The sequence below is a fragment of the Corynebacterium sp. MSK218 genome (genome assembly GCF_030232655.1).
Classification (GTDB): Bacteria; Actinomycetota; Actinomycetes; order Mycobacteriales; family Mycobacteriaceae; genus Corynebacterium.
Genome location: NZ_JASPGN010000008.1, coordinates 125,740 through 147,327 on the forward strand (window position 1 = coordinate 125,740; position 21,588 = coordinate 147,327).

At 61.9% G+C, this 21,588-nt stretch carries 20 protein-coding genes; 9 read left to right on the forward strand and 11 right to left on the reverse strand.

All coding sequences use genetic code 11. From position 1 onward, the window contains the following. Window positions 1-63: 63 nt before the first annotated feature. The 5 genes from glpK to serS form a co-directional block, all read right to left on the reverse strand. Complete coding sequence (gene glpK, locus QP922_RS08225; protein ID WP_284808829.1) at window positions 64-1,611, reverse strand: glycerol kinase GlpK; 1,548 nt, start codon at window positions 1,609-1,611, stop codon at window positions 64-66. A gap of 24 nt (window positions 1,612-1,635) precedes the next feature. After that, window positions 1,636-2,373 carry an MIP/aquaporin family protein gene (locus tag QP922_RS08230; RefSeq protein ID WP_070673360.1) on the reverse strand — a complete coding sequence of 246 codons (738 nt, stop codon included), beginning with the start codon at window positions 2,371-2,373 and terminating at the stop codon, window positions 1,636-1,638. Between the two features lie 75 nt (window positions 2,374-2,448). After that, complete coding sequence (locus QP922_RS08235; protein ID WP_284808830.1) at window positions 2,449-4,173, reverse strand: glycerol-3-phosphate dehydrogenase/oxidase; 1,725 nt, start codon at window positions 4,171-4,173, stop codon at window positions 2,449-2,451. A gap of 350 nt (window positions 4,174-4,523) precedes the next feature. Then, entirely contained in the window at window positions 4,524-6,284 is a 1,761-nt protein-coding gene (locus QP922_RS08240) for a lysophospholipid acyltransferase family protein (RefSeq protein ID WP_284808831.1), read from the reverse strand. 94 nt (window positions 6,285-6,378) lie between these two features. Beyond that, window positions 6,379-7,644: a serine--tRNA ligase gene (serS, locus tag QP922_RS08245; RefSeq protein WP_284808832.1), complete on the reverse strand. Its 1,266-nt coding sequence runs from the start codon at window positions 7,642-7,644 to the stop codon at window positions 6,379-6,381. Between the two features lie 65 nt (window positions 7,645-7,709). On the opposite strand from serS, the gene QP922_RS08250 reads away from it, so the two are divergent. From QP922_RS08250 to QP922_RS08260, 3 genes are read left to right on the forward strand one after another with little or no spacing between them, the layout of a single operon-like run. Then, a complete protein-coding gene (locus tag QP922_RS08250) occupies window positions 7,710-8,453 on the forward strand; it encodes a GntR family transcriptional regulator (protein WP_284808833.1) in 744 nt (247 codons plus the stop codon). A 57-nt stretch (window positions 8,454-8,510) separates the two neighbouring features. After that, window positions 8,511-9,608 carry a septum formation family protein gene (locus tag QP922_RS08255; protein WP_284808835.1) on the forward strand — a complete coding sequence of 366 codons (1,098 nt, stop codon included), beginning with the start codon at window positions 8,511-8,513 and terminating at the stop codon, window positions 9,606-9,608. Window positions 9,609-9,634: 26 nt separating this feature from the next. Further along, window positions 9,635-9,982 (forward strand): metallopeptidase family protein, encoded by a 348-nt coding sequence (locus QP922_RS08260; protein WP_284808836.1) that lies wholly within the window; start codon window positions 9,635-9,637, stop codon window positions 9,980-9,982. 33 nt (window positions 9,983-10,015) lie between these two features. On the opposite strand, the gene QP922_RS08265 is transcribed toward QP922_RS08260, so the two are convergent. Beyond that, window positions 10,016-10,663 carry a histidine phosphatase family protein gene (locus tag QP922_RS08265; protein ID WP_284808837.1) on the reverse strand — a complete coding sequence of 216 codons (648 nt, stop codon included), beginning with the start codon at window positions 10,661-10,663 and terminating at the stop codon, window positions 10,016-10,018. Window positions 10,664-10,673: 10 nt separating this feature from the next. Next, window positions 10,674-11,582 carry a prephenate dehydratase gene (gene pheA, locus QP922_RS08270; protein ID WP_284808839.1) on the reverse strand — a complete coding sequence of 303 codons (909 nt, stop codon included), beginning with the start codon at window positions 11,580-11,582 and terminating at the stop codon, window positions 10,674-10,676. 33 nt (window positions 11,583-11,615) lie between these two features. Here pheA and QP922_RS08275 point away from each other — a divergent pair, with 33 nt between their 5' ends. From QP922_RS08275 to QP922_RS08285, 3 genes are all read left to right on the forward strand, one after another. Further along, window positions 11,616-12,761, forward strand: a complete 1,146-nt coding sequence (locus tag QP922_RS08275) for an amidase (RefSeq protein ID WP_284808840.1) — start codon at window positions 11,616-11,618, stop codon at window positions 12,759-12,761. A 2-nt stretch (window positions 12,762-12,763) separates the two neighbouring features. Beyond that, complete coding sequence (locus QP922_RS08280) at window positions 12,764-13,459, forward strand: CPBP family intramembrane glutamic endopeptidase (protein WP_284808878.1); 696 nt, start codon at window positions 12,764-12,766, stop codon at window positions 13,457-13,459. A 75-nt stretch (window positions 13,460-13,534) separates the two neighbouring features. Further along, window positions 13,535-14,887 carry an LCP family glycopolymer transferase gene (locus QP922_RS08285; protein ID WP_284808841.1) on the forward strand — a complete coding sequence of 451 codons (1,353 nt, stop codon included), beginning with the start codon at window positions 13,535-13,537 and terminating at the stop codon, window positions 14,885-14,887. 18 nt (window positions 14,888-14,905) lie between these two features. On the opposite strand, the gene QP922_RS08290 is transcribed toward QP922_RS08285, so the two are convergent. The 3 genes from QP922_RS08290 to QP922_RS08300 are packed head-to-tail and all read right to left on the reverse strand — an operon-like array spanning window position 14,906 to window position 17,508. Then, window positions 14,906-15,835 (reverse strand): DUF5926 family protein, encoded by a 930-nt coding sequence (locus QP922_RS08290; RefSeq protein ID WP_284808842.1) that lies wholly within the window; start codon window positions 15,833-15,835, stop codon window positions 14,906-14,908. Window positions 15,836-15,856: 21 nt separating this feature from the next. Further along, the gene (locus QP922_RS08295; protein WP_284808844.1) at window positions 15,857-16,561 is read right to left on the reverse strand and encodes a glycerophosphodiester phosphodiesterase family protein; all 705 of its coding nucleotides are present in this window, start codon (window positions 16,559-16,561) and stop codon (window positions 15,857-15,859) included. Then, window positions 16,561-17,508 carry an L-lactate dehydrogenase gene (locus QP922_RS08300; RefSeq protein WP_284808845.1) on the reverse strand — a complete coding sequence of 316 codons (948 nt, stop codon included), beginning with the start codon at window positions 17,506-17,508 and terminating at the stop codon, window positions 16,561-16,563. Before QP922_RS08300 ends, QP922_RS08295 begins: the two co-directional genes overlap by 1 nt. 140 nt (window positions 17,509-17,648) lie before the next feature. Here QP922_RS08300 and QP922_RS08305 point away from each other — a divergent pair, with 140 nt between their 5' ends. Next, entirely contained in the window at window positions 17,649-19,490 is a 1,842-nt protein-coding gene (locus tag QP922_RS08305; protein WP_502869596.1) for an alpha/beta-hydrolase family protein, read from the forward strand. Here the strand turns inward: QP922_RS08305 and msrA are convergent. Beyond that, complete coding sequence (gene msrA, locus QP922_RS08310) at window positions 19,487-20,137, reverse strand: peptide-methionine (S)-S-oxide reductase MsrA (protein ID WP_284808848.1); 651 nt, start codon at window positions 20,135-20,137, stop codon at window positions 19,487-19,489. The two genes, QP922_RS08305 and msrA, sit on opposite strands and share 4 nt — an antisense overlap. Window positions 20,138-20,323: 186 nt before the next feature. On the opposite strand from msrA, the gene QP922_RS08315 reads away from it, so the two are divergent. Together QP922_RS08315 and QP922_RS08325 are read left to right on the forward strand one after the other, a co-directional pair. Continuing rightward, window positions 20,324-20,926 carry a superoxide dismutase gene (locus QP922_RS08315; RefSeq protein ID WP_284808850.1) on the forward strand — a complete coding sequence of 201 codons (603 nt, stop codon included), beginning with the start codon at window positions 20,324-20,326 and terminating at the stop codon, window positions 20,924-20,926. 290 nt (window positions 20,927-21,216) lie between these two features. Next, window positions 21,217-21,471, forward strand: coding sequence for a replication protein RepA (locus QP922_RS08325; protein WP_284808880.1), 255 nt, complete (start codon window positions 21,217-21,219; stop codon window positions 21,469-21,471). Window positions 21,472-21,588: the final 117 nt, after the last annotated feature.

Here is a 21,588-nt window from a genome sequence, read left to right on the forward strand (position 1 = left end):
GCTGCAGCAAAAAGGCGGCCGCAACACATGTTGTCACGGCCGCCGTGGGGAAGACGTTAGAGCTTAAGCGATGACGTCATCATCGTCGACATCTTCCCAGTTGAGGGAGCGCTTGATGGCGCGCTTCCAGTCGCGGTACAGAGCCTCGACCTCCTCCTTTTCGCGCTGCGGCTTCCAGACCTTGAAGTCTCCCTGCTGGGAGCCCAGCACGCTGAGGTCATCCCAGAAGCCGGCATCTAGGCCTGCGGCGAAAGCCGCACCGGTGGCGGTGGTCTCCACGTTCTTCGGGCGGTGGACCTCGACGCCGAGCATGTCTGCCTGGAACTGCATGAGCAGCTCGTTCATGGTCATGCCGCCGTCGACACGCAGCTCGGTGATCTCCACGCCGGAGTCGGCGACCATGGCATCAGCGACGTCGCGAGTCTGGTACGCGGTAGACTCAAGCACCGCGCGGGCTAGGTGCTTGCGGTTAGCGTAGCGGGTCAGGCCCACGATGACACCACGAGCGTCTGGGCGCCAGTACGGAGCGAAGAGGCCGGAGAAAGCCGGCACGATGTAGACGCCGCCGTTGTCCTTGACCTCGCGGGCCAGGTTCTCGATGGACGCGGAGTTCGGGATGAGTTGCAGGTTATCGCGCAGCCACTGCACCAGGGAACCACCCATGGACACGGAGCCCTCGAGCGCGTAGACCGGACGCTCGCCCTCGCGCTGGAAGCACACGGTGGTGAGCAAGCCGTTGTCGGAGAACTTCGGGGTGGTACCGGTATTGAGGAGGAGGAACAAGCCGGTGCCGTAGGTGTTCTTCGCAGAACCCGGGCGGAAGCAGCCCTGGCCGAACATGGCGGCCTGCTGGTCACCAAGGATGGCGCGAATCGGCACGCCAGACAGGGAGCCGCGCTCACGGACGGTGCGGAAGTCACCGAGGGAGGGACGAATCTCCGGAAGCATGGAGGTAGGAATACCCATCTCCTTGCACAGATCCTCATCCCACTCGAGCTTCTCAATGTCCATGAGCAGCGTACGGGAAGCGTTGGTGACGTCGGTGGCGTGGAGGGCTTCTTGGCCGTTGTCGCCGTCGGCACCGCCGGTGAGGTTCCACAGCAGCCAGGTATCGATGGTGCCGAAGAGAAGCTCGCCGGCCTCAGCGCGCTCGCGAGCGCCCTCGACGTTATCGAGGATCCACTTCACCTTCGGGCCAGCTGGGTAGGAGTTGATGATCAGACCGGTGCGACGACGCCACTTGTCGGCACCCTCATCACCAGCCAGTTCCTTACAGATTTCGGTGGTGCGGGTGTCCTGCCACACGATGGCGTTGTAGACCGGCTTACCGGTCTTCTTGTCCCACACAACGGTGGTCTCACGCTGGTTGGTGATACCCAAAGCAGCGATGTCTTCGACGTTGATGTCGGCGTTCGCCAGGGCCTCACCGACGGCGCGGCGGGTGTTGCTCCAGATCTCCTCCGGATCGTGCTCAACCCAGCCCTTCTCTGGGAAGATCTGCTCGTGCTCGAACTGGCCGACAGCCACCTGTTCGCCGTCGTGGTCGAAGATGATGCAGCGCGTGGACGTGGTGCCCTGGTCAATCGCTGCAACGTAGCTCTTGGTTGACATTGTTTTCTCCTTGTCGGGGTGGTTTTACAGGGCCATGGACAACAGGCCAACTGCCACTGCTGCCAGCAGGGGCGCGACGACCGGGACCCAGGCGTAGCTCCAGTTGGCGGTGCCCTTGTCCTTGATGGGCAGGACGAAGGCGTACATCAGGCGCGGGCCCAAGTCACGGACCGGGTTGATGGCGTAGCCGGTGGGGGTGCCCAGCGAGAGGCCCACGGCGACGACGACGAAGGCGACACCGAAGTAGCTCAGCGGGCCTAGCTCGCCGCCGGTGGGGCCGAAGGCGATGAACATGAGGAGCACGCAGGTAGCGATGAACTCGGTGACCGCGTTCCACCCATTGTTCGGATGCGCTGGGTTGGTGAAGAAGATGCCGCCGGTCGAGGCGTTGGCGCCGGTGGAGTTGCCGGCTTCGTCGACATTGTTGGCGTCGAAAAGCTGCTTGAATGCGGCCCAGGCAAGGAATGCACCGACCATCGCGCCCAGAATCTGGCCCAGGAGGTAATAAGGCACCAGGCTCCATTCAAGGGAACCGTTCACCGCCAGCATGATGGTGACCGCGGGGTTAAGGTGCCCACCAGATGGGTCCGCAACGCTGGCGCCCACGAAAACTGCCATGCCCCAGCCCAGCGCGATCACAATCCAATCAGATCCACGCGCGCCTGAGGTGCGCAGGTTCACTACGGCGCACACGCCGTTACCCAGCAGGAGCAGCAGCGCAGTGCCGATGAACTCCCACAGGAATGCATCCATTCCGGTCATTTGTTGTCCTTTCTCTTTTACCTAGGCCAAAGGCCCAGCGAGAGACAGCAAACGTCCTCGCTGGGCCCGTGACGCTTAGGCTTCTTCCTTAGTGGCTCGTGCGCTGCCAGCGCGCTCGAGAATGTCATTTGCCTCACGGTCGGTGAGGGCAGCCTCGGCGGCAAGTTCCGCCTCGGTGTGCTGCTTGAAGTGGGAAACCTCGCGCTCGATGTCACTCTGGTCCCAACCCAGCAGCGGTGCGACGAACTCAGCAACAGGCTGAGCAGCGGCGACGCCTCGGTCGGCGAACTCGATGGCCACGCGCAGGCGACGGGACACGATGTCGTCAATATGGAGAGCGCCCTCGTGGGTGACGGCGTAGCGAACCTCAGCCCAGATGTAGCTCTCCGCGCCCGGAACCGGCTCAAGGAGGGAGGCATCCTCGGCGGCAGGAGCTAGAACCTCACTGATGAGGGAACCGTAACGACCGAGCAGATGCTCGATGCGATCCTCGCTGAGGTTGTAGCGGCGAGCGAGCGCCGGAACCTGGTTAGCCAGGGCGTGGTAGCCGTCCGCGCCCAAGATTGGGGTGCGCTCGGTGACGGACTCCGCCACCTTAAAGCCGAGTTCCTTAGCGGCCAGGTCCACTGCGTCCTTACCGATAACGCGGTAGGTCGTGTACTTACCACCAGCAACGGAGACGAGGCCCGGGGCTACGCGGGCAACGGCGTGGTTGCGCGAGAGGTTGGTGGTGGAGTCGGACTTACCGGACAGCAGCGGGCGCAGACCGGAGTAGACACCGACGATGTCCTCGCGGGTAATCTTGTTGCGCACGCGCTGGTTGACCTGGTCCAGGATGTAGTCGATATCTGCCTTGGTCGGGGCCGGGTCCGGCAGGGACAGGCCCTTTTCCCAGTCAGTATCGGTGGTACCGATGATCCAGTACTCACCCCACGGGATGACGAAGAGCACGGACTTTTCGGTGACGAAGCACAGAGCGGCGTCGGCATCGAGGGCATCCTTCGGGACAACGATGTGCACGCCCTTGGAGGCATGAACCGTAAACTTGCCCTCCGCGCCGGCCATCTCCTGAATCTTGTCGTTCCAGACACCAGTGGCGTTGATGAAGACCTTGCCCTTGACGGTGGTCTCGCGGCCGGTCTCGAGGTCACGGACCTTCGCGGCGGTGATGCGGCCACGGTTGTCCTTTTCGAAACCGATGACCTCGGTACCGGTGCGCACGCTTGCGCCGTATTCAGCAGCGGTGCGCAGGACGGTCATGGTGTGGCGTGCGTCGTCGACAAGCGTGTCGTAGTAGCGCACACCACCAACAACGGCATCCTCCTTGAGGCCCGGGGTCACCTTAAGCACGCCCTTGCGGGTGAGGTGCTTCTGCATCGGGACGCTCTTGGCGCCACCCATCAGGTCATAAAGAGTAAAGCCGCCGAACATCATGACGCGCTCCCAACCGCGGTGGGTCAGGGGGAAGATGAACTTCAGCGGCTTGACCAAGTGCGGGGCCAAGGTCGACATGTTGAGCTCGCGCTCCTTGAGGGACTCCGCAACGAGGCGGAAGTCAAACATGGCGAGGTAGCGCAGGCCACCGTGGAACATCTTGGAGGAACGCGAGGACGTTCCTGCCGCAAAGTCTTGGGATTCCAGCACGGCCGTCTTCAAACCGCGGGTGGCTGCATCCACCGCAGCACCAGCACCTACTGAGCCGCCGCCGATAATGACGACGTCATAGTCTTCAGTGGAGTAGTCGTTCCAGGTCTGTTCAAAGTACTCGGGGTTAAAGCTGTGATTACTCGTCGTGGTCATGGTTGACCGAATCTCCTCTCTCGCTGCTTACCACTGCGCGGAAAAGACTTGTTCACATGACAAAGGCGCAGCTCAAGCAAATGTTGCTCACCCGCCGCGCGAACGACGTTGCCTCGGCGTTGTTCACCACGGACGTTGCCGTGCGGCTGAGATGAAGAAGAAGTTATCTCCCAAACCCCATGCTATAGGTCACGCCTTTTTCGTTCTGGAGACGCTACTCACACGTAAGTTCCGGAGGGGTAAGCAGGACTTTTTCGCACCACTCAGTAGGTGCACAAAAAGAAAACTACCCCCATCAGGGGGCAGCAAAGAGGCATGGGGAATCTCCCAAAAGTGGGAGATGTAGCGACTTATTTCTTCTTCGACTTTTGTAGGCGGGCCATCGCCTCCAGCACTTCCGCCATGCCGAAGCGCTCCGCGGAATACGTCACAGCCTGGGCGGCCTTAACCACCTCGATGGGGGCGGTCTCTAGGGCCACCATATGCACGGCAACATCCTCGTCACCTTCGGCAAACGTCTCATCACCGGGTTCATTTGCGAAGAGGAGGAGGTCCTTTGGTTCGGCTCCAATCTTCTTCACCACCGCGGCGAGCCCCTCGGCCGGGGAGGAGGCGGTCGCGACGGGGCCACCGGGGGCGTCGTTAAACTGCACGTCTTCAGCACCTTCGGCACAGGCAATACGCCACACGTTCTGCGGGATATCCTCCACGGCAGCGGCATCGAGCACTGTGCCTTGCTGCGAGATGATCACCAACTCTTCGACCTGCGGGTGCAACTGCGCCAACGCCTCCTGGAGGCGCTTCGACACTTCGCCGCCCTCCATGCTCATCGCGCTCTGATCCGCCACAACAATGCGTGGCACAGCGGAGTACTCCGCCTTGATGCGGTGCGGCAGACGGGAAACGATGAGACGAGACTGCGTGGCCGCCGTGAGCAGGCCCTGTTCCACAACAGACCCGGCAAAAATCTCTTTACCGCTCGCCGTCATCGAGGCCTGCGCCTCGGCGACGTCCGACTTAAGCTGCGCCATAACCTCTGTCACCTTGTCACGACCCTCCTCGAGGCCACGGGTCGCCTCTTCCACCACGGAGTTGAGGTTCTCTTTGATCCACTCCAGGGTCTCCGGCGCTGTGCGGGGACGCTCCTTGGCTTGGTCGGCAGTTGTGCTCTCGGTGGTGCTATCGGCGTTACTGTCTGTGGTGTTGTCGGGGGTGGCGTCAGAGGGGACGTCGGCAAGCACTGCGTCATCCTCCGGCGCGGCAGTCTTTTTGAGCGTCATCCGGTCGCGCACCAGCTCAATGGTGGCGGCAGAGACATGGTCCTTGAGGTGGGTTAGGTCATCGCGCAAACGACGCACGCGGTAGCGCTCATCCTCCACCACGGCGTCCTGAGCCTCAGCCTCCTCCAAGGTCGGCGCACCGCCGCCCTTGCGGGCAGGTACCCAATACTCGCCCGCGGGCATCGGCCCGAACTCGGACTCATACTGCTTCCACAGCTCCTCGAGTGCTTCCTGCATGCGGCGACGCACTTCCGCGATATCGGCATCGGGGTCACCTGTGGTGTAGTAGGGCTCCAGCGCCGTGATGAGGATCGGAGTATTCGTGCGGCCCAAGTGCTTCTTCTGCCCCTTGGTCCAGAGGCGCTGGGAGCCAAACACAATCTGCGGGATAATCGGCACACCCGCCGCGTGGGCAATGCGCGCAGCACCATTGCGCATGGACCGGATTTCGAAACTGCGGGAAATGGTGCCCTCGGCAAAGACGCCGACCAGCTCGCCACTCTTGGCCAACTCGGTGCCCTTCACAATCGACGCCCCACCATCAATGCGATCCACCGGAACGTGCCCCATCATTTCGAAGAGGCGCCCCACCACCGGAGCCTTGAACACTGAGGCCTTGGCCAGGTAACGCACAAGGCGCTTCTTCTGATACGCCAAGTACGCACCGAAAAGGAAGTCCATATAGCCCGTGTGATTGCACACGATGACCGCGCCGCCCTCATCCGGGATGTTCTCCACGCCCGATAGGCGCATCTTCAAACCTTGGGCCACGGTGACCGCACGGCCTACGTGTGTGATCTGCCGGTAGACAAAATTGGTCACAGCGCTCATGGTGCTCCAAACAGGTAAGAAACCCCGCCGCCTGAAGGAGGCGGCGAGGAGGGACATGGGAGGGCGACGCGGGCGAAACCCTACGCGCAGCGTTCTACTGGGAGTTTACGGGGTAAAGCACATCCTTGCCCACGAAAGGACGAAGAGCTTCTGGAACCACAACAGAACCGTCCGCCTGCTGGTGGTTTTCCAAGATGGCCACGAGCCAGCGGGTGGTAGCGAGGGTGCCGTTGAGGGTAGCGGCGTACTGCGTCTTGCCGTTCTCATCGCGGTAGCGCGTGGAAAGGCGGCGGGCTTGGAAGGTTGTGCAGTTGGAGGTCGAGGTCAGCTCGCGGTAGGTGCCCTGGGTGGGAACCCATGCCTCGTTGTCGAACTTGCGGGCAGCAGAGGAGCCCAGGTCACCACCGGCGATATCAATGGTGCGGTACGGCAGTTCCATAGCGGCCAGCATGTCCTTCTCCATAGCGAGCAGCTTCTGGTGCATCTCCTCAGCATCTTCCGGCTTGCAGTAGATGAACATCTCCAGCTTGTCGAACTGGTGCACGCGCAGAATGCCGCGGGTGTCCTTGCCGTGCGAACCGGCCTCGCGGCGGAAGCAGGAGGACCAGCCAGCGTACTGAATCGGGCCGTTGGACAGGTCAATGATCTCGTCCTTGTGATAACCCGCCAAGGCCACCTCAGAGGTACCGACGAGATAAAGGTCATCTTCCTGCAGGTAGTAGACCTCATCGGAGTGCTGGCCCAAGAAGCCCGTGCCCTGCATGACGTCCGGGCGCACAAGCACCGGCGGGACCATGAGTGTAAAGCCGGCCTCACGGGCCTTCTGTGCAGCCAACATGAGCATGCCCAACTGCAGGAAGGCGCCGTCACCAGTGAGGTAGTAGAAGCGGGCACCGCCGACCTTGGCGCCGCGTTTGACGTCGATAAGCCCCAGCGTCTCGCCCAACTCCAGGTGATCCTTCGGTTCGAAGTCGAACTCCGGCTTCTCGCCTACTTCCTCGAGCACCACGAAGTCATCTTCGCCACCAGCCGGCGCGCCTTCGACCACGTTGGAGAGCTGGTACTGCAGCTCCTCCACCTTGGCCTCAGCGGCAGCCGCTTCCTCGCTAGCTGCCTTCACCTTCTCCTTGAGCTCATTCGAGCCTTCCAGAAGTGCCGGGCGCTCCTCCGGGGAGGCTTGGCCAATCTTCTTGCCAAAGGCGTTCTGCTCAGAGCGCAGTTCGTCCGCCTTCACAATCGCCGCGCGGCGCTGCTCATCGGCGGCAAGCAGCTGGTCCACCAACTGGGGATCCTCCCCACGGTTAACCTGGGAAGCGCGGACTACATCGGGGTTTTCGCGAAGAAACTTGAGATCAATCACGCCTCATAGTCTAGCGCATGTACTACCCTTTGCGGTGGTAATAACCAGCGGCCTATCATAGTGTTATGGCGCCTCACATCATCACCGACGGCCCCGTGCCTAAGCACGCGCAGCTGCGGGATATCCTCTCGGAGCTCTGCCGCACCACGCTCAAGCCTGGCGATATCCTGCCTGGCGAGCGCATTTTGGAAGAAACCTATGGCGTTTCCCGCATCACGGTTCGTCGCGCCATCGGGGATTTGGTGGCGGAGGGCCGCCTGCGCCGCGTGCGCGGCAAGGGCACGTTCGTGGCGCCGAACCCACTGGTGAGCCGCCTGCACCTAGCGTCATTCTCTGATGAGATGGGGATCCAGAAGGTCACGGCATCCTCCAAGATCTTGCTCGGTGAGCGCAGTACCGCGCCGGATGAGGTGTGCGAATTCTTTAATACCGCTCCCACCGTGGCGCATACCCACCTGCGGCGCCTGCGTTTGGGCGATGGTGAACCCTATTCCATCGATGATGGCTGGTACAACTCCACCTTCGCGCCGACGCTGCTGGAAAATGACATTTACAAGTCTGTCTATGCCATTTTGGGCTCGACCTTCGACGTCCCCATTACAGAGGCCGAACAAACCGTGACGGCCGTAGCGGCAGAGGAAGAGATCGCCGCGCTTCTCGACGTCCCCCCAGGAACCCCCCTCCTCCACATCACCCGTTTCGCCCGTTCTGGGGACCGACCAGTGGAATGGTGTTCCTCGGTCTATCGCACTGACCGCTACCGGCTGACCTCCCGCGTCGCCCGAGCTTCTCAGGAACCATCACGGTAGGTCATGGGGGAAGCGCCTAGGAGCCGCTCAGGCTGAGGGGGTACTATAAGGAGTTCTATGAGCACTACTTCTGCATGGCGCTCCGCCTCCGCCATCCGCGTCGTCCTCGTTGCCGCCTTGGCCGCGGCTGCCTTCATGGCTGCCTACGGTGTGTTCAGCGGCGATTCTTCCAGCAGTGACACGGCCGCGGACGAGTCCACCGCCCCCAGCGTCGACGGTAGCCAAGCCGCCGACCCCTCTGCCCCGGACGCAGCGGCAGCATCCTTCACATCCGCCTCCGCGGGAGCCTGCGTGACGTGGGATATTGCGCCGGATGGCACCGCCACCGGATTCGAGCAAACCAGCTGCGATAAGCCGCACCGCTTTGAAATCTCCGCGCGCGAGGACTTGAGCACCTACCCCACCAGTGAATTCGGCCGCAATGCCGAGCGCCCAGACATTACCCGCCAGAATGCGCTGCGCGATGAGCTCTGTGAGGCACCGACGGTGAGCTACCTCGACGGCAAGTGGGATCCCCAAGGGCGCTACGACATCGCCTCCATCCTGCCGCCGGCCGCCTCGTGGGAGAAGGGCGACCGTACCCTGCTGTGTGGTCTGCAGACCACGGACTCTGCGGGCGTGCCGCAGGAATCAACGGGAAAGGTATCGGAGGTGGACCAGGCGGTCGTCGCCAAGCCAGGCGAATGCCGCAAGGTCGATGACGCGCAGGTGGTCAGCACCGTGCCGTGTACTGAGCCGCACCAGATGGAGACCGTCTCCGTCATTAACCTGGCGGAGCGTTTCCCCGATGGCTACCCCAGCGATGAGGAACTGGACAAGCACCTTTCGGAGACCTGTACCCAAGACGCCATGGACTACCTGGGCGGCGAGGAGAATCTCTACCAGTCCACGCTGCAGCCCTTCTGGGACGCACTAACCCGCGAGTCGTGGGAAGGTGGCTCACGTTCAGTGAACTGCTCCTTGATCCACGTCAATAAAGGATTCTTCTCCACCGTGACGGGCTCGGCAAAGGACGGGCGTGATGGTCTGATGATTGATGGTGCCGCGCCCACCGAGCAGCCCAAGCGCAACCCATTGCGCGATCCGAATGCACAGGACGGCAGCGAAACGCCTGCTGCTCCTACCGAAGACCCGGCTGCTGCGCCAGCACAATAGGCGCCCGATCACAACGAGGAGCAGCAATGTACGAGGTCAGCGAAGAGCGTTTTGAGGAGCTCGTCGGCGAAGCCCTAGACAAAATTCCGGACAGGTTCGTCGAGCAGATGCGCAACGTCGTCATCCTCGTCGAGGACCAGAACCCAGACAACCCCCATCTGCTGGGCCTCTACGAGGGAGTCATGCTGACGGAACGCACCGCCTCACACACCGGCTATCTGCCGGATGCCATCTCTATCTACCGCAAGCCGCTGCAGTCCATCTGCAACTCAGAGGAGGAGCTGGCCCACGAGGTCATGGTGACCGTCTTCCACGAGGTGGGTCACTACTTTGGCTTCGAAGAAGACCGCCTCCACGAGCTGGGCTGGGGGTAGGTGCCCCGAGACGCCTACGCTGGCTGTAACGAATTAGACGTCGGTATCGGCCCAGCGCTTCAGGGTCCACTGGCCAAAGGGCTGGCCGTGCGGTTCCATGAGGGTAAAGCGGCAATTCGGCATGTAACCGGTATAGGCAAAGTCTGGGTCCACGCCGCAGGCATGGGTCGTGACTACGCGGATTGCCGCGCCGTGGCTGACGACGATGACATCTTCGTCGTCGCCAATCTCCGCGGCAATGTCCTCCAACACCGGCTGGTAGCGCTCCAGCACGTCCGTGTAGCACTCGCCGCCCGGCATGCGGGCTTCCGGATCACCATCGACCCAGCCGCGCAGGGCCACCATGTATTCGCGGTGGGTATCCTCGCTGCCGCTCATCTCATGCTCACCGGCGAAGACCTCGTGCAGACCTACGCGGACCTCGACGGGGACGTTGCGTTCATCGGCAGCCTCGGCATACGCCTTGGACGCCAGCATGGCCGTCTGCTGGGCGCGCAGCGCAATGGAGCAAACGAAGCGCACGCGGCGGCCTTCGCACAGCTCGGCCAGCTCCCGGCCCACGTCCTCTGCCTGACCGCGGCCGCGCTCGGTGAGCTCGGCTCCCGGCGGGCGGGTATCCATGATGCGGTCAATATTGGAGAAGGTCTGGCCGTGGCGCAGGAGAATGATTCTTCCGGTCATGCTTCACACATTATTGCCCGGTGCGCACCTTCGCTACCCATTCATCAGCCTGGTTAAGACGGTCAAGATCCAACTGGGCCTTTGGCGTCGCCGCAGCGGAGGGCCACGAGCCTACGAAGACCACCTCTTCTGCGCGCAGCCACAGTGCCCGCAGGGCCTCGGCCACCGGCTGGTCATCGATGTGCCCGATGAGATCCGCGTGGAAACGGTAATTGCCAAAGACGGTGCGCAGCGGGCGCGATTCGATGCGGGTAAGGTCCACGCCGCGGTGCGCAAATTCCTGCAGAGCACCCACGAGTGAGCCCGGTTCGTTGGGCAGGGTAAAGATAACGGAGGTGCGGTCGTGGCCGGTACGGGCGGTGGGCTTGCCTGCGGGGCCCACCAGGACGAAACGAGTGGTGGCACCGTCGACGTCGGCGACGTTGTCCGCTAGTGTGTCCAGCTCAAAGACCTCCCCGGCGCGGGCAGGGGCTGCTGCTGCATCCACCTCGCCGCGCGCCACAGCCTGGGCAGCCGCGCCATTCGACGCCGCCGGGACATACTCCACGCCCGGCAGGTTCTCCTCCAGCCAGCCGCGAACCTGCTGGTAAGCCACCGGATGAGTCGAGAAAGTCCGAATCTCCTGCGCACTCTTTCCCCGGGTCAGGATGGAGAAGGACACCGGCAGGTCCACTTCGCGGTAAATCTGGACCGGGGAACCATCAGCCAGCGCATCGAACGTGGCCGTGACTGGCCCGTCCACGGAGTTTTCAATGGCCACGCAGGCATAATCGGCGTCTCCCGAGCGCACCGCGGCCAGCGCTTCCTTCGGCGAACCGACAGGAAGGGGCGTCGTTTCGCCCAGATCTGCGGCGAAACGTTGTATTGCCGCCTCCGTAAACGTTCCGGCCGGTCCCAAGAATGCGATGGTGGTGCTCATGCAGGCAACCTTAGCCCACTAGACTGGGCCGCCATGGACGTTAGCGAGTTCACCCTGGAGAAGCTACGCGAGGATCTTGCGGGGCTAAGCCCCGAGGAGCATGGCTTCACGCACATCGATCTGGAGCGCCGGCCGCAGCGCCACGGGCGCTTGAGCGGGTGGATTCTCTCTGCCAAGGATCTCAATGACGTCGCCGGTATGCCCACTACCCACGGCCACGCTGAGCGCACCTACCTGGCCGAGGAGACAGATCCCTTTCTGCAGGAGCTTATCGACGCCGGCGCGGTCATCATCGGCAAATCCGCCGCCCCCGAACTGGGCTTGCGCGTCGATACGGAACCCGTGGGCCTTCCTCATCCAGATAATCCGCTTTACCCAGGCCATACACCGGGCGGTTCCTCCGGAGGTGCGGCCGTGCAGGTAGCACGGGGTTTGCTGCGCGCGGCCCATGCCTCCGATGGCGGCGGTTCAATCCGCGTTCCGGCTGCTGCCTGCGGTGTCGTGGGCTTCAAACCTGCCGGCGAGGATCTCTCCGTGCCCGGTTTTATTACCCGCTCCGTGGCTGATAGCGCTACCCTCCACGGGCTAACTCCGCGCACACCGCGCGCCCGCGTTGGAGTGCTCACTGATCCTCTTTTCGCTGAGGTAGAGGTGGCTCCACACATGCTGCGCGCCGTTAGGGAAGCCACTGCCCGGTTGGAGGGCGCCGGGTTCGAGACCGTCGCCATCTCGCCTTACCCGCAGGCGGCCGCAACGTTTGAGGCCTTCCAGCACATCTTTACCCACCGTCTGGCGGATCTGGAGTTCGCAGAAGGCTACGCCGAATGGATTCGGGCCCAGGGCCGCCGTGTCACGGAGATGGAACTCTTGCTCGCGCGCAGTCACGCCATCGTTCTGCCTGGCGTTCTACGGAAGTTCTGGCAGGTCGATGCCATCCTCTCCCCCACGCTGGCCTTCGATCCGCCGCGCCGTGGGCACTTCCTTGCCCGCGACCATCAGGAGAATTTCGACGAACAAACCCGCTGGTCGCCGTGGGGCTCACTGTTCAATGTGGCCAAGCTTCCGGCTATCTCCGTGCCGTGGCCGGTGCCCGACCATCCGCCGGTCGGCGTTCATCTAGGCGGCATCACGCTTGACGACGCCTCCCTTCTCGGCCTAGCCCAGGTGCTCCACCCATGACCATGACGCGCTCTCGCCTCCGGGCGGAAATTCTCATCGTCCTCACCATCACGTTCGGCATCTCCGGGGTACGCGCGATCCTCCGACTTACGGATTCCCTCCTCAACCCTGCCCCGCTCAACGAGCAATCCGTCACCATCAACTCCTCGCAGTCCACGACGACGCTGCTCGACCTCGCCTTCCAGCTGTGCAGCACCGCCATCTTGGTGGCGTGGGGCGCGCTCGTGCTCTATCTCCTTGCGTGGCCGCCGCGACCTCGTTGGCACGATGGCCTCCATGGCGCGGCGTTAGCCGCTGTTATTGGCCTGCCGGGGCTGGTGCTTTACTACACGGCGCTGCACTGGGGCTGGACCAAGGAAGTCATTCCGGGTGCTTTTGATACCTGGATTGAAATCCCCGTCTTGCTGCTCAAGTCCTTCGCTAACGCCTGGGCGGAGGAGCTCGTCGTGGTTTATTGGCTCATGACCAGGCTCAAGCAGTGCGGCTGGGCTCTTCCCGCCTCGCTGGCGGCGACGTCCCTCCTTCGTGGCTCCTACCACCTCTATCAAGGAATCTCGGCTGGGTGTGGCAATATCGTCATGGGGCTACTCTATGGCTGGTATTTTCACCGCACTGGACGGGTATGGCCGCTGGTCATCGCGCACTTTCTTATCGACGCTGTCGCGTTCGTCGGTTACGCCGCTCTCTTTGGCGCTTAAAAAGTAGCTGGAAAAGGCTCCGCGCACGCCCTGTGAACTCTGGGGCAGGAGTGATTAGGCGGTACAGTGTTCCCCATGACCTATCAAGGACGCGATCCAGAGCGCGAGGCGCGCCGCGCGGGCGAGTCCCCCGGCGATTACCGCCGCGCGGGTTCCGGCAGCTCGGCTCAGTCTGCTGGCGCCCATGCCAGCGATGCCGATCTGGGCGAGTTTGTCCTCGGTGCCGATGGCCAGCCCCTGCGTGACCGCTATGGCCGCCCAGTGCGCCGCCGCCCCCAGTCCTCCCAAGCACGCCGCCCCGGCGCGCGGTCCGCAGAGCCCTACCGCGGCCGCCCAGCAGCGTCGCGCCGCGAGGAAACTCGTTTCGACGTCGATGCCTATATGGCCCAGAACCCGCCGCGCCAACAACCTCGCCCCTACGCGGACCGCACTGCGCAGCCGCCACGCAGCTATAACCCAGATGCGCCTAAGCGCGTCTCTCGTCGTCGTGCTGAAGGCCGCCCGCACAGCCGCCGCAAGAAGGTCAACCCGCTCAAGCAGGTTTTCGGCTGCGCGGGCTGGCTCGTTGCCATCGCGCTCGTCTTCACCGTGGTGTTCACCTTGTGGACGGATAGTCGCTTGACCCGCATCGATGCGCTACCTGAAGAACAGGTGGCGTCGACTTCCGGCACTAACTGGCTACTCGTGGGCTCCGACTCCCGTCAGGGGCTCACCGAGGAACAGCAGGCAGAGTTGGGCACCGGTGGTGACGTAGGCGCGGGCCGCACGGACACCATCATGCTCCTGCACATCCCGACGTCTGGCAAGGCCAAGCTTGTCTCCATCCCGCGCGATAGCTACGTTGATATCCCCGGCTTCGGCATGGACAAGATCAACTCCGCGTTTACCTACGGCGGCCCTCAACTGCTTGCTCAGACCGTGGAGCAGTCCACAGGCCTGCACATCGATCACTATGCAGAGATCGGCATGGGCGGCCTTGCCAACGTGGTGGATTCCGTCGGCGGCGTCGAGATCTGCGTGCAGGAGCCCATCAACGATCCGCTCGCCGGTATTGACTTGCAGGCCGGCTGCCAGAAGCTCCGCGGGCCGGATGCCTTGGGCTATGTGCGTACCCGCGCTACCGCGATGGGTGACCTTGACCGTGTGCAGCGACAGCGCGAATTCTTCGCTGCCCTGTTGGAAAAGACAACCTCCCCGACGACCATCGCGAACCCTTTTAAGGCCATCTCTTTGGTCAACCACACTGCGGACTCCTTCATCGTGGGCCGCAAGGACCACGTCTGGCACTTGGCACGCGTGGCGCTATCCATGTCCTCTGGAGTGGAGACGGAGACTGTACCGATTGGCGGTTTCCAGGACACCGTGGTGGGCAACGTCGTCCTTTGGGATGACGCCGGCGCACAGGCCCTATGGGACTCTATGCGCTAGGACTTCGACTGGTCGTTTCTAGCGCAGGGTCACCTGACGGGACTTGATGTTCTGCAGCTGCTTGCGCTCGTCAGCGTTGAGGTTGGCATCGTTGGAGATTTCTTCCTCCAGAGCCTTGTTCACGCGAGAGAGCTCGGCCTCGTAAGAGTCGTGCGCAACGTCCGGGTCAAGGTCGAAGACTGGGGCAATAAGACCGTGGGTACGGAAGACACCAGCGAACTTGGTACCTTCACCCAGGTTGAGCTCACCGCGTGCGGCGACACGGGACAGGGCGTTGAGGAAAGCATTCTCATCATCGCACGGACGGACCCAGCGGATATGCGCCTTGCCGCCACCGGCATTAGCCCAGAAGGCAGTGCCGATGAGGCCCTCAGCGTCCTGGCCTACCTGGTAGGACTCGATGACGGAATCATTGGCGCGCTGCAGAGCCTGTGCCATGTGCGGCGGGACCTGTGCACCTTCCGGCATCCACCAGGAGAAGTCCTGGTAGACGGTGATGTCGAGCTCAGCGGATTCGTCGAGAAGCTCAGAGAGCTCCGGCTGAGATCCGTCGGCAGCGGTGGACTCCAGGGTGGAGCCCGGCGCGTTGTTCTTTACCCAGTTGAGGGCGAATGCCAGATCGCGGCCCGGGTTATGGGTATGGGACTGCACCTGCAGACCCACGAAGGCATCTCCGCCAGACTCCTCATCACGGATGAGCGCTGCAGAGGCACCCGGCAGCACGGTCGCAACGTAGACGTCCTTGTCAAAGCCCTTGACGGAGAGCTTCGCCGTTGCGGAAGGAACGAATTCCTGCAGAGCAACGAGGCTAGCCTCAGCGGCGAGACCACCAAACGGGCGGGGATCCTTTTCCAGGGCAGCGCGCTCAGCGGCGCGGGCAGCGAGCTTAGCTTGGCGGCGGGACATGCCCTCCGGGAGCTGTTCGTTCTTCTTATTCTTCTTGGCCATACCCAACAACTTACCTGTTCGCTAGAGCTCAATGGCGTGCAGGGCCACTACAGGTTCATTCGTGGCGAGAATATCTACCCCGTTGGCCCATGCCCACTTCATGTCTTCCGGCTTATCGATGGTCCACATGTACGTCGGCAGGCCATGCGCGCCGATGGCATTAGGTTGGATCTTGCCGCGGAGAATCGACATGCCCAAGCCCGTGGGCTGGGATAACAGGACATCAGGCCGGTTGACGTGACGCTCCCAATCGCGGCGCAAATAAATGCGGTCGATCTGGGGAGCAAGAGCGGTCATACGGCGGATGGCGCGGTGAGAGAAGGAAATCATGTGGATACGGGGGTCGTCGATAAGCCCCGCGTAGCGCAGCCGCAGCACCATCTGCTCCTCAAGGATGTCGCCCTGCCCCGAGGGGTGTTTGGTTTCGACGTAGAGGTGGTGGCTCTTGCCGTCGAGCATCTCCAGAAGTTCGTCGAAAAGCAGCATGCGTTGGCCGCCCCCAATGTTGAGACGGCGCAGGTCTTCCCACGTCTGGCGGGACACACGGCCCGAACCATTTGTGGTGCGGTCCAGCGTGGGATCATGGTGGACCACCACTTTGCCATCGCTGCTCAGGCGAATATCGCACTCAATGCCATGGATGGGCAACTCGAGCGCCTTTTCAAAGGCAAGAGGGGATAACTCCGGATATCTCCCGGAGTATCCCCTATGGGCGACAATCTTCACTAGCCGAAGATTTCTTCCTTAATCGTGTTCAGCGTGTTGTAGGAGTTCTCGAAGCGCTCCTGCTCGTGCTCATCCAGCTGCAGCTCGATAACACGGTTGACACCGTTGCGATCAACGATGGCCGGAGTACCGATGAAGACATCTTCCTTGCCGTACTCGCCCTGCAGGTAAGCAGAGACCGGAAGTGCCACTGCCTGGTTCTGGATGACCGCACGGGTGATGCGGGCCAGGGCCATGCCGATGCCATAGGAGGTAGAACCCTTGGCGTCAATGATGTGGTAGGCGGCGTCGCGGGTATCCTCGAAGATCTTCTCGATGCGCTCGTTGTAGCCCGGGTCCTTCTCAGAGCGGTGGGACAGGGACACACCTGCGATGTTAGCGGAGGAGACGACCGGCAGCTCGGAGTCGCCGTGCTCGCCGATGATGTAGGCGTGGACGGAGGTCGGAGCCACGTCATCCATCTCGGAGAGCATGTAGCGGTAGCGAGCGGAGTCCAGAACGGTACCGGAGCCGATGACGCGCTGGTGCGGGAAGCCGGAGGCCTTCCACACGGCATAGGTCAGCAGGTCCACCGGGTTGGAGGCAACGAGGAAGATGCCGTCGAAGCCGTTCTTCATGACGTCGCCCACGATGGAGTTCATGATCTTGACGTTCTTGTCCACGAGCTGCAGGCGGGTCTCGCCCGGCTTCTGCGCAGCGCCGGCGCAGATGACGACCATGGCGGCGTCCTTGCAGTCCTCGTAGGTGCCCTTGGTCACGCGGGTGCGGGACGGGGCCCAGACGACACCATGGTTGAGGTCCATGACGTTGCCTTCGAGCTTCTTCTCGTCGATGTCGATGACGGCCAGGTGATCAACAGTGCCCTGGTTTACCAGAGCGTAGGCGTAAGCGACTCCAACATCGCCGGCGCCGATGAGTACTACTTTGTTTCCAACATGATTTCCCATGACTCCTATTCTGCCCCCAATGTCCGAATTTTGCTCGTTATGCGCCCGAATTCACAGAATCAGTAGTCCGATCTCACATTTTTATGCCCGATCGGACACCTCTTGGCAGATATCTGCACGGCAGCGTTAAAGCTGGTTCAATGGCGACCATGCGCAAAATCCTTCGCCGCATCACCCTAAAGACCGCCCAAAATGGCCTCCACGCTGCAATTTTTGGCTTGGAGTTAGTCAGCGATCTTACGCCAGGCGTGCGCATGACGGGGAGGAGACGTCTGCCACAAAACATGTGGCCCGGTCTCTTTGGCGCTGAGGTTGCCACGTGGGCGGCTGTCTCCCCGTCGCTTCTTCCGCGCCCGTGGTGGGTCACGGCGGCCAATGTGGCCATCGGCCAAGGCGCGGGGCACCTCGCTGCAACGACCGCAGCCTTCGCTACAAAGCAAGCACTCCGCCTGGCAGGACGCCGACCGCAGGACCACGTCGGCCCTACCACTCGCCGCTATTCCTACTACGTCCTCGGGCTGGGCACCTTCGTGGCGGGAATACGGTCGCTGCGCAACCAGACGGAGCAGGCCCGTTTGGTCAGTAAGCTCAATGACCGCGGTCCCCAAACCGCGGCACTCGGCATGATTGTGGGTACCGCCGGGTATGGCGCGCTCTTGATTCTTGGCGAAGCTACCCAGCTCACCGTCACGCAGCTCTCCTATCAGGTCCAGCGTTGGCTTCCCCGGTGGATTGCCTGGCCACTGGCGGGCGGCGTGGTGGGTTTTGCTGCTGCCATCCTCAGTGACCGCATGGTGTGGCGCCGGATGCTGAGCTCAGCCTCTATCAACGCGTTGGAGCTCAACAGGCTGGTCTACCCGGGCTCCTCCATGCCGTGGGAGCCGGAACGTTCCGGAAGCCCGTGGTCCCATGAGCCGTGGACGGCCGTCGGCTCACAGGGCAGAGCTTTCCTTGACCGCGGCCCGCGCGCCGACGACATCCGGGAGGTCATGCACTTTGAGCGAGCCCGCGAGCCGATCCGCATCTATATTGGCCTGATTCGTGGCCGCGGCCCTCAGGCAGCTGCCCGCCAAGCCGTGGCGGAAATGGACCGCACGGGAGCCTTCCACCGCAACACCATCGTGGTGCAGCTACCCTCCGGTTCGGGCTGGATCAACAACTACTCTGTAACCGGCTACGAATTCCTCACCCGCGGCAACTGCGCCACGGTAGCGCTGCAGTTCGATTATTTGCCCTCGATGTTTTCCTATCTCGTGGACAAAGACCTCTCCACTACCTTTGCCCGCGAGCTCATCACCGCTGTGCGGGAGCGCCTTGAGCTCCTCCCGGAGGACAACCGCCCGAGGTTCTACCTCAGCGGTGAATCCCTGGGCTGCTATGCCATTGTGGAAAACTACGAGAACCTCGAGGATCTCCTCGCCGAGTGTGACGGCGCGGTCTTCACCGGACCGCCCCGCATGACCAGCTTTATGCGTCGTCTTCACCGTGAGCGTGGTTCCCTAGAGCGCCTGCCGCTTATCGACGGCGGCCGCCACCTCCGCTTCGCTGCCGTACCCGAACACATGGAACACGATGCTTTCGGGAAGCCCTACGGCCCGTGGGAGCGCCCGCGCGTGGCAGTGGGCCAGCATGCCTCCGACCCCATCGTCTGGTGGGATAGCAAACTCATCTACGCCCGCCCCAACTGGATTCACGAGCCCACCCCGAAGGCGCTGCATGCCGATACCTTTAAGAACCTACACTGGCATCCCTTCATTACCTTCTGGCAAGTAGCCCTTGACCAGATCAATTCACTCAACGTGCCCGGCGGCCACGGCCACAACTATTTTGAGGAAACCTTCTGGTACTGGGATGCCGTCCTCGGTTCACAAACGCGTGCCCAGCTCACGCCCGAGCTAGCCGAGCGCATGCGCGCCTTTGTTGAGCGCGACCAGCTCAATAAACCGTCCGACTTCCGGACGCAGGTACGCGCGCAGCTCTAGTCGCACTTCACGCCCGTGCTGTGGTGCGGGCAGTAGCCGTTGGGCACCTTGTGCAGGTACTGCTGGTGCTCATCTTCAGCAAGGTAGTACTGCCCAGCATCAGTCTCACTGAGGAGGGTGACTTCAGTGGTGGTGTCACCGAAGTTGGCCGCGGCAAGTTTCTCGGCGTAGGAATCCACCAGCTGCTGAATCTCCTCGCGCTCCTCCTCTGTCTCTGGATAGAAGGCGGAGCGGTACTGGGTGCCCACGTCATTGCCTTGGCGGAATCCCTGGGTAGGGTCATGGGCCTCAAGCGCCTTAACCACGAGGTCACGCAGGCTGATGCGCTCCGGGTCATACGTAATCTGAACAACCTCCGCATGGTTGGTCAAGCCGCGGCAGACTTCGTAATAAGTGGGATTCGGGGTGATTCCACCGGCGTAGCCCACAGAGGTGGACTCCACTCCTTCGGTTTCCCAGTACATCTTCTCAGCACCCCAGAAGCATCCGATGGCTATAAGGAGGGACTTCTGCCCCTCCTTCCATGGGCCAGTAATCGGCGTACCAAGAACGGCATGAGGCTGCGGGTTGGCCAGGACGGGCTCCGCTCGTCCGGGGAGTGCGTCGTCCTTCGAAACGAGCACGGGTTCTGGCTTGTAGAGGAACATGCAAGATTCTCCTTTACGTGTCGATGCACCCTCTTATACTCCTCCCTTCTGCGGAGGAGCCAGTTTTTGTTTAGGGAGGTCCGCGCTCGGACAACACTGCAGGGTCAGCACCGTAGAAAATTTTGTGGCCAAATTCTCAATCTGCCCCTACCATGGGCCGCGAACCCGAAAGAAAGGACTTTAACAATGGCTGTTTACGAACTTCCGGAACTCGACTACGCATACGACGCACTGGAGCCGCACATCTCCGCTGAGATCATGGAGCTGCACCACTCCAAGCACCACGCTGGCTACGTTGCTGGCGCTAACGCTGCACTCGAGGCTCTGGAGGAGCAGCGCAACGGCGAGGCTAACGCTGACGCCATCCGCGCGCTGTCCAAGAACCTGGCCTTCAACCTGGGTGGCCACACCAACCACTCCATCTTCTGGAAGAACCTTTCCCCGAACGGTGGCGGCGAGCCGACTGGCGAGCTGGCTGAGGCTATTAACCGTGCCTTCGGCTCCTTCGAGAAGTTCAAGGCTCACTTCTCCGCTGTTGCTACCGGCCTGCAGGGCTCCGGCTGGGCAGTTCTGGGCTACGACCACATTGCTGGCCGCCTGGTTATTGAGCAGCTCACCGATCAGCAGGGCAACATCTCCGTGAACTTCACCCCGCTGCTCATGCTGGATATGTGGGAGCACGCTTTCTACCTCCAGTACAAGAACGTGAAGGCTGACTACGTTAAGGCTGTATGGAACGTCTTCAACTGGGAGGACGTTGCTGAGCGTTACGCTGCTGCCACCAAGTAAGCAGCTCACCGGCCTTAGGGCCAGCTAGCGCTACACCGCGCCGATGCCCCTCGGATTTTCTGAGGGCCCGGCGCGGTTTCGCCGTTTTTCAGGTGCCTGCGACTGAGCAATATGGGCCCGTGCCTGACCACAAGGGCCCTAACTGACGGAAAATCTCAGCCCGCCATTCCACTCGGCCACTCTATGAGTCACTTCCTCCAAGCAATTGGAATTGATAACCGCGCTAACGGGGAAAACGAGGGAACGTCACTCTACTGCGTGAGCAAATCAAACGACTAGCCAGCTCGATTATCACCGTCCAAAGCGATGATGGAGTGCACGCTCGAGGTGCAAACACTCAAATCTTGGATGACTGGAACCTTTGGTTTGACGCACGCGACCCGAACCAAGGCAGCTTCATGGAATCAGAGTTGGTTTTAACGAACCGGTTCTTCCGCCATGTAGCTGAATCCCCCATCCCTATCGACCTCAATGTATTGCGCCAGCTCAACAGACCTCGCTCAATGGACATCTACGTCTGGTGCACCCATCAAGTGTTGAACTAGTACTCAACGTTTGATGCTTTTGTCTTTCTGTTTTCCCATATGAGGGCGCTCCACTGGTGAGTGCATCGCTGGAGGGCCTGAAACGTGGTATTACGAACCTGATCAGCCCTTCTATTT

Bases quoted from the DNA above. Each gene is read 5' to 3' on its own strand.
- QP922_RS08260 (WP_284808836.1), top strand. From the start codon at position 9,635: ATGTACGAGGTCAGCGAAGAGCGTTTTGAGGAGCTCGTCGGCGAAGCC.
- pheA (WP_284808839.1), bottom strand. From the start codon at position 11,582: ATGAGCACCACCATCGCATTCTTGGGACCGGCCGGAACGTTTACGGAG.
- QP922_RS08285 (WP_284808841.1), top strand. From the start codon at position 13,535: ATGACCTATCAAGGACGCGATCCAGAGCGCGAGGCGCGCCGCGCGGGC.
- QP922_RS08250 (WP_284808833.1), top strand. From the start codon at position 7,710: ATGGCGCCTCACATCATCACCGACGGCCCCGTGCCTAAGCACGCGCAG.
- QP922_RS08230 (WP_070673360.1), bottom strand. From the start codon at position 2,373: ATGACCGGAATGGATGCATTCCTGTGGGAGTTCATCGGCACTGCGCTG.
- QP922_RS08240 (WP_284808831.1), bottom strand. From the start codon at position 6,284: ATGAGCGCTGTGACCAATTTTGTCTACCGGCAGATCACACACGTAGGC.
- QP922_RS08315 (WP_284808850.1), top strand. From the start codon at position 20,324: ATGGCTGTTTACGAACTTCCGGAACTCGACTACGCATACGACGCACTG.
- QP922_RS08300 (WP_284808845.1), bottom strand. From the start codon at position 17,508: ATGGGAAATCATGTTGGAAACAAAGTAGTACTCATCGGCGCCGGCGAT.
- QP922_RS08305 (WP_502869596.1), top strand. From the start codon at position 17,649: ATGGCGACCATGCGCAAAATCCTTCGCCGCATCACCCTAAAGACCGCC.
- QP922_RS08255 (WP_284808835.1), top strand. From the start codon at position 8,511: ATGAGCACTACTTCTGCATGGCGCTCCGCCTCCGCCATCCGCGTCGTC.
- QP922_RS08275 (WP_284808840.1), top strand. From the start codon at position 11,616: ATGGACGTTAGCGAGTTCACCCTGGAGAAGCTACGCGAGGATCTTGCG.
- msrA (WP_284808848.1), bottom strand. From the start codon at position 20,137: ATGTTCCTCTACAAGCCAGAACCCGTGCTCGTTTCGAAGGACGACGCA.
- QP922_RS08235 (WP_284808830.1), bottom strand. From the start codon at position 4,173: ATGACCACGACGAGTAATCACAGCTTTAACCCCGAGTACTTTGAACAG.
- QP922_RS08290 (WP_284808842.1), bottom strand. From the start codon at position 15,835: ATGGCCAAGAAGAATAAGAAGAACGAACAGCTCCCGGAGGGCATGTCC.
- QP922_RS08265 (WP_284808837.1), bottom strand. From the start codon at position 10,663: ATGACCGGAAGAATCATTCTCCTGCGCCACGGCCAGACCTTCTCCAAT.
- glpK (WP_284808829.1), bottom strand. From the start codon at position 1,611: ATGTCAACCAAGAGCTACGTTGCAGCGATTGACCAGGGCACCACGTCC.
- QP922_RS08280 (WP_284808878.1), top strand. From the start codon at position 12,764: ATGACGCGCTCTCGCCTCCGGGCGGAAATTCTCATCGTCCTCACCATC.